The sequence below is a fragment of the Streptomyces sp. NPDC031210 genome, from assembly GCF_055570395.1.
Genome location: NZ_JBVIHH010000020.1, coordinates 78,994 through 89,656, shown reverse-complemented (window position 1 = coordinate 89,656; position 10,663 = coordinate 78,994). Strand labels below are relative to the sequence as shown.

The window sequence follows — 10,663 nt, the reverse complement described above, 5'->3', positions numbered from 1 at the left end:
TTTTCCCTCTCCGGGAAAGTGGACTGGAGTCACTGGAGACAATTGGTCTGGCCAACGCTCCCCGCCGGATCGCAGAATTATCCCGTGCCGAGCCTGCCGGAGCTGCCGAATGGGCCGAGAAAAGGGGATGAACCGTGACCGTGACACATCGGGAAAAGTCATGGCCGGGAATTCTCACGGCCCTGCTGGCGGGAGAGGATCTGCCGGCGGACGACACCGCGTGGGCCATGGACCAGGTGATGCGGGGTGCCGCGACACCGGCGCAGTTGGCGGGTCTGCTGGTGGCCCTGCGCGCCAAGGGCGAGACAGTGGCGGAGGTCGAGGGGCTCGTCCGGGCCATGTACGACCACGCGGTGACCTTCGACGTCCCGGGGCCGACGCTCGACATCGTCGGCACCGGCGGCGACCGGTCCAACAGTGTCAACATCTCCACGATGTCCGCGATCGTCGCGGCGGGGGCCGGGGCCCGGGTCGTCAAGCACGGCAACCGCTCCGCGTCCTCCGCGTCCGGCTCGGCCGACGTGCTCGAACAGCTCGGTGTCGCCCTGGACCTGCCCGTCCCCGCCCTCGCCGGACTCGTCCCGGAGGTGGGCATCACCTTCTGTTTCGCCCCGCTGTTCCACCCGTCCGTACGCCACGCCGCCACCCCCCGCAGGGAACTGGGCATCCCGACGGTCTTCAACGCGCTCGGCCCGCTGACCAATCCGGCGCGCCCGACCGCGCAGGCCGTCGGCGTGGCGGACGCCAGGATGGCGCCGCTGCTCGCCGGTGTGCTGGCCCGGCGCGGGGTCGGCGCACTGGTCTTCCGCGGCGACGACGGGCTCGACGAGCTGACGGTCACCACCACCTCCACCGTCTGGTCGGTCCTCGACGGCCGGGTACGCCAGGAGGTGTTCGACCCGCGCGACCTCGGTGTCCCGTACTCCCCGCCGGAGGCGCTGCGCGGTGGCGACGCCGCCCACAACGCGGAGGTGGCACGCGCGCTCCTGCGCGGCGAGCGCGGACCGGTGCGCGACGCCGTGCTGCTGTCCACCGCCGCCGGACTCGCGGCGCTCGAACCGTCCGACCGGCCGGTCACCGAGCGCCTCGCGGACGGAATGGAGCGCGGCGCGCGGGCGATCGACACGGGGGCGGCGGCGGAGGTCCTGGAGCGCTGGGCGGCCGTCTCCACCAAGCTCGCCTCGTCGGGCTGAGCCGGCCGGCACCGCGCCCCGCTCAGCGTCGCCCCGCTTCCCGCAGGGCGGTCAGCGTCGGGCCGGGGCCGCCCTGCCCCGTCACCAGGGCCTCCCCCACCAGCACGGCGTCCGCGCCCTGGACACCCAGCGCGGCCACGTCCCGCGGACCGCGGACGCCGGACTCCGCGATGCGCACCACGCCCTGCGGGATGCGGGGCGCGAGCCGTGCGAAGGCGCCGCGGTCGACCTCCAGCGTCTTCAGGTCACGCGCGTTGACGCCGATCACCGAGGCGTCCACGGCGAGCGCGCGCTCGATCTCGTGCTCGTCATGGACTTCCGTCAGCACGGTGAGTCCCAGCTCCCGCGCCAGGTGCGTCAGCTCGGCGAGCTCGGGCTGCGCCAGCGCCGCCACGATCAGCAGCGCCAGGTCCGCACCGTGCGCCCGCGCCTCCCAGAGCTGATAGGGCGTCACGACGAAGTCCTTGCGCAGCACGGGGACGCGGACGGCGGCGCGTACGGCGTCGAGGTCGGCGAGCGAGCCGTGGAAGCGTCGCTGCTCGGTGAGCACGCTGACGGCCGCGGCACCGGACCGCTCGTACGCGCGGGCCAGCTCCGCCGGATCGGTGATGGCGGCCAGCGGGCCCTTCGACGGGCTGGCCCGCTTGACCTCGGCGATGACCTGGACCCCGTCGGCGGAACGCAGCACGGCGGCGGCGTCCAGCGCGGGCGGCACACTCGCGGCAAGGTCACGCAACTCCGCTTCGGGGAGCCGCCGTTGCCGCTCGGCCAGGTCTTCGCGTACGCCGCCGATGATCTCGTCCAGCACGGTCATGGAGGTGCGTTCCTTCCGGTGTGCGAGCAGGGGGAACCGCCCGCGCCGTGGGGAAAGGGGTCCACGGCGCGGGCGTTTCCCGGTTCGATGGTGCGGGGGTTCGATGGTGCGGGGGGACGGGCGAGGGCTCAGGAGGCGATGGTCACCACGAGGGGGTTCGCCAGTGCGCGGTAGTCCGCGGCGGCCAGGGCCACGGACAGGTCCAGGCGTGCGGCGTTGAAGTACAGCGTGGGCTGGTCGAACAGCTCGGGGTCGGCCAGCACGGACAGGTCGTCGTGGAACGAGAACGGGATGATGCTCCCGCTCACGCAGCCCGACAGTCCCTCGGCCAGCGAACGCCGGGCGAGCTGTGCCCGCCGCCCGCCGCACTCCCTCGCGATCCGGTCCAGGTCCACCCGCCGATCGCCGGGCACCACCGCGAGCACGTGCCGCTCGCCGCCCACCCCGCCGGACACGGTGACGATCATGCACTTGGCCGCGGCCGCGAGGGAGTGCCCGCGCAGAGCACTGGCCCGCACGGTCTGCCCCTCGGGCGCGTGCTCCAGCAGGTCGAAGCGCGCCCCGCCCTCCTCCAACAGCCGCAACAGCCGCCGCGACGTGTCGTTCCCCCGGGCGTTCCCCTCGACCTTCCCTTCGACCTTCCCCTCGACGTTCTCCTCTTGCGGCGCCTGCTCGGCCGTGGCCCGGTCGGCGGTCCGCACCCGCCCGCTCATACGGAACCCGCCCGACGACCCGGACGCGCCGACCTGTTGCGGAAACAGCGGCCGGCCAAGCTCTCGGCCTCGCCTGTGTTCGGCATTTCCGTTCTCCTTCTGTCTGGGAGCGCCTCGGGTCGCCCCGAATCCCCCGGCACGACGGATCGGCGGGTCACGTCCGCGGATCGGCGAGGTCACGTCCGCAGCGCACATCGAGCACCGGCCCGGGCCGCCCTGCGGCAGCCGACGGTGCTCACCCGCCCTGAACGCGCGCGACACCCACACCTGGACCCGGAACGGGACGTGGACCCGCACCCGTTGATCAGTGGCGGCGTGAAAGCGTCGGTGGTTTCACGCTTGGCGGACCTGACGCTAGGAGGTCGATTTATCGGTGGATTATCAAGCCCTTAGAGCGTCCCGCCAGTTGGACATCGCACACGGACCACCGCAGGACCGATCCGCGGCGCTCCCCCTCAGGGCGCACAACACCGGTTCAGCGCACCCGCCCCCGCGGCTTCAGCGGACCGGGAGGCAACTGGGGCGCAGCCAGCGGCGGCCCGTCGTAACCGTGGACGGCACCGAACCGGTCCCCGGAAACCCAGTCCTCGCGGGCCTGGGCCACGTCCTCGTGCGACCGCCCCACGAAGTTCCACCACATCACGATCTCCTCTTCGAACGGCTCGCCGCCCAGGAGCATCAGGGCGCTGTCGGTGTCGGCGCGCAGGGGGAGTTCGGCGCGTCCGCAGCCGAGGTAGAGGAGGGCGCCGGGGGCCAGTCGTACGCCGTCGACCTCGCTCTCGCCGGAGATGGCCAGTGCGGCGTACTCGAAGTCCGGTTCGAGCGGCAGCCTGGTGTCGGTGCCGGCGCGCAGGGTGAGGTCGGCGCCGGCGAGCGGGGAGTACGCCGTGCCGGGCGAGGTGGCGCCGACCAGCTCGCCGAGGAGGACCGTGGCGGACAGGCCGCCGCCACCGGTGATCACCGGGAGTTCGGCGTGGTGCTCGAAGGCGGGCGTCGCCTCGCGGTGTTCGGCGGGTAGCGCCACCCACAACTGGGCGCCGTGCAGGAGCGGCGCGTGGGCACGCGGTGACTCCTCGGAGTGCGCGATGGCCCGGCCCGACGTCATCAGGGCCAGCTCGCGCGGCCGTACGGTCTGTTCGCTGCCCAGGCTGTCGCGGTGCAGCACCTCTCCCTCGTGCAGCCAGCTAACGGTCTGCAGGCCCATGTGGGGGTGCGGCGGGACCCGCATGCCCGGCGCGTCGGTGATGTCGTCGGGGCCGTAGTGGTCGACGAAGCACCAGGCGCCGACCATCCGCCGGCCGAGATTGGGCAGCAGCCGCCGGACGACGGTGCTCTCGCCCAGCGGCACCTGCTTGCCGGGCTGTACGTCACGGACCGGACCCGTGCGGCCGTTCCCCCCGCACAGGTGGGGCGCCGGCCTGAGATCGAGGTTGCTCATACCGTCACGATATGCGCGTTCAGGCGTACAGCTCGCGCAGGCGTACGGACAGGCATGTCACGCAGCCCTCCAGCTTCTCGAACTCGCCGATGTCCACCGGCACCGGCCGGTATCCGAGGTCGGCGAAGAGTTCCGCGCTCTTCGGCGCGCCCGCGGACATCAGCAGGCTGCCGCCGCCGAGCAGCACGACGTGCGCGCCGGACTCCTCGGGGACGGGCAGGAAGCGCGGGAAGGCGGCCGGGACGTCGACGAGCGGGGGGTAGCCGATGACCGTGCCGTCGGGCAGGGCGGTGACCGCGGACTTCAGGTGCAGCACCCGGCTGATCGGTACGGCGATGACGCGGGCGCCCAACGGCTCGAAGGCGGCGCGGAGCTGGCGTACGCCTTCGGCGTTGGTGCGGCCGCCCCGGCCGACGTAGACGGTGTCGCCGATCTTCAGGACATCGCCGCCGTCGAGCGTTCCCGGTGCCCGGATCTCGCCGACGAAGCAGCCGAGCGCCTCGGCGGCCGCGCGGGCGGCGCGGGTCTCGGGCAGGCGGGTCTCGGCGCCGGGCCGGGCGATCAGGGCGACGTTGCGGAACACGACCATGGTGTCCTCGACGAACACCGCGTCGGGGCAGGTGTCGTCGGCGGCCACCTCGGTGGTCTGCCAGCCGTGGTCGCGCAGCGCCTGGACGTAGCCCTCCCACTGGCGCAGGGCGAGCGCGGCGTCGACCGGCCGCCGGTCGATATGGGTGACCAGGCCCTCGGCGATACGGGGGCCGGGGCGGCGGACGAGGGCCTGCTGGCTGGGCATGCGGGGGTCCTTACGGGGTGGAGAGGGTGGAGAGGGTGGAGAGGGTGAAGCGTCCGTGCCCGGCGTCCGCTCAGGCGTCGGTGCCGTAGGCCGCGCGCAGGGCGTCTTCGACGGCGGTGAGGGCGGCGCGGTGGTCCAGGCCGAGGCGGTGGGCGCGTCGGGCGTAGTCCTCGGCGGCCGCGGCGGCTTCCTTGTCGGCGGCCTCGCCGGCGGCGGCGATGAAGCTGCCGTTACGGCCGCGGGTTTCGATCACGCCGTCGGACTCCAGGGCCCGGTACGCCTTCGCGACGGTGTTGGCGGCGAGGCCCAGGTCCTCGGCGAGGCCGCGGACGGTGGGGAGTTTGTAGCCGACCGGCAGACCGCCGTCCCTGGCCTGTTCCGCGATCTGGGTGCGTACCTGTTCGTACGGCGCCTCGGGTGCGTCCGGGTCGAGGTTGATCGTCAGGGTCTGCGGGGACACGGTGGGGCGCTCCTGGTACTGGGATGCGAGGCCGGGGCGTGGGGTCCGCGCCCCGGCCGGTGCGCGGTTTTGTCGCATCCATTGTGCGCCAGGAGCGGCCGCCGTGCCGGGAGGAGGGTCGTGCCGGGTGTCAGACCTCCAGTGTGGTGCCCGTGGTCCGCAGCCAGGCGTCCATGGCGAGGACCAGCTCGGCGGCCGGGCGGATGTTACCGGTGGCGCCGTCGGCGGTGGCCTCGGTGGCGGCGGCCACGTCCAGCAGCGGGCGGACGGGGGCGTCGCGGTCGGCGGCCAGGTCCTTGAGCTCGGCGCGCAGCGCTTCCGTGTAGCGCGCGTCCTGGGTGCTGGGGTAGGGGCTCTTGACCCGGTCGGCGACCAGGTCGGGCAGCACGTCGCGGGTGGCGGCGCGCAGCAGCGACTTCTCCCTGCCGTCGAACGTCTTCATCGACCAGGGGGTGTTGAAGACGTACTCGACGAGGCGGTGGTCGCAGAAGGGGACGCGGACCTCCAGGCCGACGGCCATGCTGGCCCGGTCCTTGCGGTCCAGCAGGATCTGCAGGAAGCGGGTCAGGTGCAGATGGCTGATCTCGCGCATCCGGCGCTGGAGGCCGGTGTCGCTGTCCAGGTAGGGGACTTCGGCGAGCGCCTCGCGGTAGCGGCGGTCCTCGTAGCCGGGCAGGTCGAGCTTGCCGAGCAGCCCGCCGTCCAGCAGCGCCTCCCGGGTGGCGTTGCCGCCGGAGAACCGTCCGGAGACGCCCGCGGCGATCCAGGGGAAGGTGTCGGCGTGCACGGCCTCGGGGTCGTGGAACCAGCGGTAGCCGCCGAAGACCTCATCCGCCGATTCACCGGACAGCGCCACCGTCGACTGTTCGCGGACGGCCTTGAACAGCAGGTAGAGGGAGGTGTCGGCGTCACCGAAGCCGTCGGGCAGGTCGCGGGCGGCGAGGACGGCGGCGCGGTGGCCGGGGTCCATCAGGGCGGCGGTGTCCAGGACGATGTCCCGGTGGTCGGACCGCACGTGCTCGGCCAGGGCGTGGGCGTAGGGGCCGTCGGGGGTGCCGCGCAGGTCATCGGCCTCGAAGTGCTCGGTGTAGCCGGTGAAGTCGACGGCGAAGGAGCGGACCGGGCCGGCGCCTCGCGCGGTCAGCGCGCGGGACGCGAGCGCGGTGATGACGGAGGAGTCCAGGCCGCCGGAGAGCAGGGTGCACAGCGGCACGTCGGCGATGAGCTGGCGGGCGACGATGTCGTCGAGCAGCGAGCGGACGCGGGTGACGGTGGTGTCCAGGTCGTCGGTGTGCTCGCGTGCCTCAAGAGCCCAGTAGCGCGTGGAGCGCACGCCGCTGCGGGTGACGCGCACCAGGTGGCCGGGGCGGACCTCGCGTATGCCCTTGTAGACGCCGTGGCCGGGGGTTTTCGTGAAGGTGATCAGCTCGGCGAGCCCTTCGGCGTCCACGACCGGCCGGACCGAGGGGTGGGCGAGGATCGCCTTGGGTTCGGAGCCGAAGAGGACGCCGTCGGGGGTGCGGTGGTAGTAGAGCGGCTTGATGCCCATCCGGTCGCGGACCAGGAGGAGTTGCTCCGTGCGCGGGTCCCACAGCGCGAAGGCGTACATGCCGTTGAGGCGCTCGGCGAAGGCGTCGCCCCACTGGAGGTAGGCGTGCAGCACCACCTCGGTGTCGCTGCTGGTGCGGAAGGCGTGGCCCAGCTTCTCCAGCTCGGCGCGCAGTTCGCGGTAGTTGTAGACCTCGCCGCTGTAGGTGGTGACGATCAGGGTGCTGCCGTCGTGGTCGACGGTCATGGGCTGCTTGCCGCCGTCGATGTCGATGACGGCGAGACGCCGGTGGCCGAACGCGGCGTGGGTGTCGAGCCAGATGCCGGCGGCGTCCGGGCCTCGGCAGGCCATGGTCCGCGTCATCGCCTCAAGGGTGGGGCGCTCGGTGGTGAGGTCGTGGTCGTAGGCGATCCATCCGGTGATTCCGCACATGCTCGCGGCTCCTCCTTCGTAGGCCGCGGACCGCCGCGTCCCGGCGGCGGCCCGCGGCGGTCACCGTACGCCCGGGTAGATGCAGAGGCCACCTATGCGGGAGCGGAACCGTCCGGAATGAGCCACGCGGGCACCGCCGGGCGGGAAAGGGGGCGCATCGCCGCCTACGCCCCGTCCAGGACGACCACCCGGTCGGGGCCGGTGGGGTCGTGGGCGATGGTGTCGCCCGGCTCGTGCCGGTGGAGCAGGAAGCGGTAGCCCGCGCGCAGGCCGTCCAGCCCGGCCCGGCAGTACGCGACCATGTCGTCGGGCAGCGCGTCCAGCGGGAACCAGGCCAGCTCGGCGCACTTGTCCGGCTCGCGGTTGACCGGTTCGCCGCCCGCGCCGTACGCGGCCTCGAAGAACCAGCCGATCCGCGGCCGGCCCGGGGCCGGGGCGTGGTGCTGCATCACCAGCGCGACCCGCACGTCCTCGGGCGCGAGCCGCAGCCCGATCTCCTCCGCCGCCTCGCGGATCACGGCCTCCCGGACGTCCTCGCCGTCCTCGGCGTGACCCGAGGGGAGGTGCAGCAGCCCGTCGGCGTAACCGGTGCCGGCGCGGCGCGCCAGCAGCACCTCCGCGCCCCGGCGCAGCACGAGATGGACGTCGACGACTTCGGTGTGGCGCGGGGGGCGGGCGGCGGGCGCGGAAGGGTCTTGCGGTGCGTGGGCGATCAGGACGTACCGCTCGTCGCGCACCTCCTTGCCCCACAGGGCGGAGTCGTGGGCGAGCTGTTCCACCTCCGTGCGGTGCGCCAACGGCGCGGTGAGCGCGGCGAGTTCGCCGGCGGGGATGCCGATCGGATCGGACTCGCCCCAGCGGCCCTCCACCAGCACCAGCCGCCCGCCGGGCTTGAGCAGCCCGGCCCAGTGGCGCAGGGCCGCCGGCGGGTCGGGCAGCGCCCACAGGACGTGCCGCACCAGTACGACGTCGAAGCGGCGCCCGCCGACGGGTGGCCGGGCGGCGTCACCGACCAGGAACGCGGCGTCGTGCCGGGCGAGTTTGGCGCGGGCCCGCTCGACCATGCCGGGTGAACGGTCCACGCCGGTGACCCGGTGGCCCTGCTCGGCGGCGAGCAGCGCCAGGCTGCCCGTGCCGCAGCCCGGATCGAGGATCTCCGCGGGCTCCGGTGGCAGCCAGGAGCGCAGGCGGGCGGCCCAGGCGGCACGGACGGCCGGATCCCGCAGCCCGTGGTCGGGCTCGTCGTCGAACGTCTCGGCGGCGGCTTCCCAATAGGCGGCGTCGGCGCGCGGCAGCGGCGGTTCGGCCCCGGCGGCGGTCGGGTCGGCGGTCTCGGCGGTCCGGTTGGTGCTCAGGTGCGCGGTCCGGTCGGTGCTCATGGGCCGATGGTGGCAGCACCCACTGACAACGCCCGGCCGCACGGCCCGGGCCAGGCACGATGCCCGTTTTCGCCCCGCCTGCCTGTCGGCGCGCTTAGCCGCGCCTTAACGGGACCATAAGGATCTCCAGGATCGGCCCGCGGCCCCCGAATTCGCTGCTCGGCGGGGCTAACGTGCGTGGCGCAAGGCGGGGTTACGTGCCGTCGGCGCCGTTCACCGGGGGGCGGCGCGGGCGTTCGTGTCCCGACCCCCCACCGGTTCCCCTTCTTGCGCCTTCTCGCAGTTCTCCCCGTTCCACGCACCTGATGAAGGAGACCCCCACGATGACCGCTCGTCGTAAGGCCGCCGGGATCGCGCTGCTGGGCATCGGTCCGCTCGCCCTGACCGCTCTGGGCGCGGGGACGGCCGCCGCGCACGGTTCGATGTCGGATCCGGTCAGCCGGGTCTCGGCCTGTTACGCGGAGGGGCCCGAGAGCCCGCGGTCCGCGGCGTGCAAGGCGGCGGTGCGGGCCGGTGGCGCGCAGGCGTTCTACGACTGGAACGGGGTCCGCGACGGCAACGCCGGCGGTGCCTCGCGGACGAAGATCCCGGACGGCCGGCTGTGCAGCGGCGGCGACGACAAGTTCAAGGGCCTGGACCTGCCGCGCGCGGACTGGCCGTCCTCGAAGATGCGGGCCGGGAAGCACACGTTCCACTACAAGGCCACCGCTCCGCACAAGGGGTCCTTCGAGCTGTACCTCACCAAGGCCGGCTACGACCCGACCAAGCCGCTGAAGTGGTCGGACCTGGAGGCGAAGCCGTTCGCGAAGGTCACCGACCCGACGCTCACCAACGGTGAGTACGTCTTCGACGGCAAGGTCCCGGCCCGGTCCGGTCGCCACCTGATCTACAGCGTCTGGCAGCGCTCGGACAGCCCCGAGGCGTTCTACACCTGCTCCGACGTCGTGTTCGGCAAGGACACCGGCGGTGCGGGCGGCGGCTCCGCGACGGCGCCCGCCCCCACGGCCTCCGCGCCGACCGACACCCAGATCGCCGCGGGCGCCGGCAAGTCGTCGGTGGGCACCGGCCATGAGGGCCACGGCGGCGCGCACCACACGGACGCGGCCCCGGCGGGCGGCGGGGCCGCTCCGGCGCCGGCCGGCGGCGAGCGGGCGAACGCCCCGCACCCGGACGGCGCCGTGGCCGCGAAGCCGGTCGCCGGTCAGCGGCTGGCCGAGACCGGTGGGGACGCCTCCACCGCCCCGATCGCCGTGGGCGGCGCGGCCGTGCTGGCGGTGGGCGCCGGGGTGCTGTTCGCCACGACCCGCCGCAAGGCCGCCCGGCACCGCGACTGAGCCGCCGGGTAGCGGAGAGTGGGCCGGCGGGGCGCCAGAACCCCGCCGGCCCACGGCGCGTCAGGGCGCGAGCGCCTCGATGATGTCGTTGGCGACGTGCTGGTAGATGACCGAACTGCGGCAGTCCACGACCTCCCGGCGTTTGAAGACCTGGTCCATGAGGAGCGCGTGCAGCCGGTCGACGTCGGGGACGGCGACATGGACGAGGAAGTCGTCCCCGCCCGCGACGACATAGACGTTGAGGACCTCGGGCAGGGAGGTCAGGAACGCCTTGAAGCGCTCGATGACCTCCCGGTTCATGGGACGGATGCGGACCGTGAGCAGGGCCTGGACGGGACGGTTCAGGGCGCGCAGGTCGACCGTCGCGCGGTAGCCGGTGATCACGCCGCGGGCGCGCAGCGCGCGGACCCGCTCCAGGCAGGTGGAAGGCGCGATGTTCAGGATGCGGGCCAGCTCGCGGTTGGTCTGCCGCGCATCGCGCTGGAGTTCTCGGACAATCGCCGAATCAATGTCGTCCATGGGCCCCATGGTGCCGCACGCGCCGAATTTCGTTCG

General features: G+C 73.4%; 10 protein-coding genes. 2 read left to right on the top strand and 8 right to left on the bottom strand.

Features of this window, described 5'->3' with window-relative positions:
- Window positions 1-134: 134 nt before the first annotated feature.
- Window positions 135-1,193, top strand: a complete 1,059-nt coding sequence (trpD, locus tag ACZ45Z_RS29590) for an anthranilate phosphoribosyltransferase (RefSeq protein ID WP_468368757.1) — start codon at window positions 135-137, stop codon at window positions 1,191-1,193.
- Between the two features lie 22 nt (window positions 1,194-1,215).
- Here trpD and trpC read toward each other — a convergent pair whose 3' ends face one another.
- The 7 genes from trpC to ACZ45Z_RS29555 all read right to left on the bottom strand — a co-directional run bounded on the left by trpC (window position 1,216) and on the right by ACZ45Z_RS29555 (window position 8,774).
- The gene (trpC, locus tag ACZ45Z_RS29585; RefSeq protein WP_468368753.1) at window positions 1,216-2,007 is read right to left on the bottom strand and encodes an indole-3-glycerol phosphate synthase TrpC; all 792 of its coding nucleotides are present in this window, start codon (window positions 2,005-2,007) and stop codon (window positions 1,216-1,218) included.
- Between the two features lie 128 nt (window positions 2,008-2,135).
- Window positions 2,136-2,720: a YbaK/EbsC family protein gene (locus tag ACZ45Z_RS29580; protein ID WP_468368750.1), complete on the bottom strand. Its 585-nt coding sequence runs from the start codon at window positions 2,718-2,720 to the stop codon at window positions 2,136-2,138.
- Window positions 2,721-3,195: 475 nt separating this feature from the next.
- Complete coding sequence (locus ACZ45Z_RS29575) at window positions 3,196-4,158, bottom strand: pirin family protein (protein WP_468368747.1); 963 nt, start codon at window positions 4,156-4,158, stop codon at window positions 3,196-3,198.
- A 19-nt stretch (window positions 4,159-4,177) separates the two neighbouring features.
- A complete protein-coding gene (gene ddaH, locus ACZ45Z_RS29570; RefSeq protein WP_468368745.1) occupies window positions 4,178-4,954 on the bottom strand; it encodes a dimethylargininase in 777 nt (258 codons plus the stop codon).
- A 70-nt stretch (window positions 4,955-5,024) separates the two neighbouring features.
- Window positions 5,025-5,414, bottom strand: a complete 390-nt coding sequence (locus tag ACZ45Z_RS29565; protein WP_468368742.1) for a GntR family transcriptional regulator — start codon at window positions 5,412-5,414, stop codon at window positions 5,025-5,027.
- Between the two features lie 130 nt (window positions 5,415-5,544).
- Window positions 5,545-7,395 (bottom strand): asparagine synthase (glutamine-hydrolyzing), encoded by a 1,851-nt coding sequence (gene asnB / locus ACZ45Z_RS29560; protein ID WP_468368739.1) that lies wholly within the window; start codon window positions 7,393-7,395, stop codon window positions 5,545-5,547.
- Window positions 7,396-7,559: 164 nt separating this feature from the next.
- A complete protein-coding gene (locus tag ACZ45Z_RS29555) occupies window positions 7,560-8,774 on the bottom strand; it encodes a methyltransferase domain-containing protein (protein WP_468368737.1) in 1,215 nt (404 codons plus the stop codon).
- Between the two features lie 323 nt (window positions 8,775-9,097).
- Here ACZ45Z_RS29555 and ACZ45Z_RS29550 point away from each other — a divergent pair, with 323 nt between their 5' ends.
- Window positions 9,098-10,108: a lytic polysaccharide monooxygenase gene (locus ACZ45Z_RS29550; RefSeq protein WP_468368734.1), complete on the top strand. Its 1,011-nt coding sequence runs from the start codon at window positions 9,098-9,100 to the stop codon at window positions 10,106-10,108.
- A 60-nt stretch (window positions 10,109-10,168) separates the two neighbouring features.
- On the opposite strand, the gene ACZ45Z_RS29545 is transcribed toward ACZ45Z_RS29550, so the two are convergent.
- Window positions 10,169-10,627 (bottom strand): Lrp/AsnC family transcriptional regulator, encoded by a 459-nt coding sequence (locus ACZ45Z_RS29545; protein WP_468368732.1) that lies wholly within the window; start codon window positions 10,625-10,627, stop codon window positions 10,169-10,171.
- Window positions 10,628-10,663 lie beyond the last annotated feature (36 nt).

Coding starts and splice junctions, on each gene's coding strand:
- trpC (WP_468368753.1), bottom strand. CDS start 2,007: ATGACCGTGCTGGACGAGATCATCGGCGGCGTACGCGAAGACCTGGCC.
- ACZ45Z_RS29580 (WP_468368750.1), bottom strand. CDS start 2,720: ATGAGCGGGCGGGTGCGGACCGCCGACCGGGCCACGGCCGAGCAGGCG.
- ACZ45Z_RS29575 (WP_468368747.1), bottom strand. CDS start 4,158: ATGAGCAACCTCGATCTCAGGCCGGCGCCCCACCTGTGCGGGGGGAAC.
- ddaH (WP_468368745.1), bottom strand. CDS start 4,954: ATGCCCAGCCAGCAGGCCCTCGTCCGCCGCCCCGGCCCCCGTATCGCC.
- asnB (WP_468368739.1), bottom strand. CDS start 7,395: ATGTGCGGAATCACCGGATGGATCGCCTACGACCACGACCTCACCACC.
- ACZ45Z_RS29555 (WP_468368737.1), bottom strand. CDS start 8,774: ATGAGCACCGACCGGACCGCGCACCTGAGCACCAACCGGACCGCCGAG.
- ACZ45Z_RS29550 (WP_468368734.1), top strand. CDS start 9,098: ATGACCGCTCGTCGTAAGGCCGCCGGGATCGCGCTGCTGGGCATCGGT.
- ACZ45Z_RS29545 (WP_468368732.1), bottom strand. CDS start 10,627: ATGGACGACATTGATTCGGCGATTGTCCGAGAACTCCAGCGCGATGCG.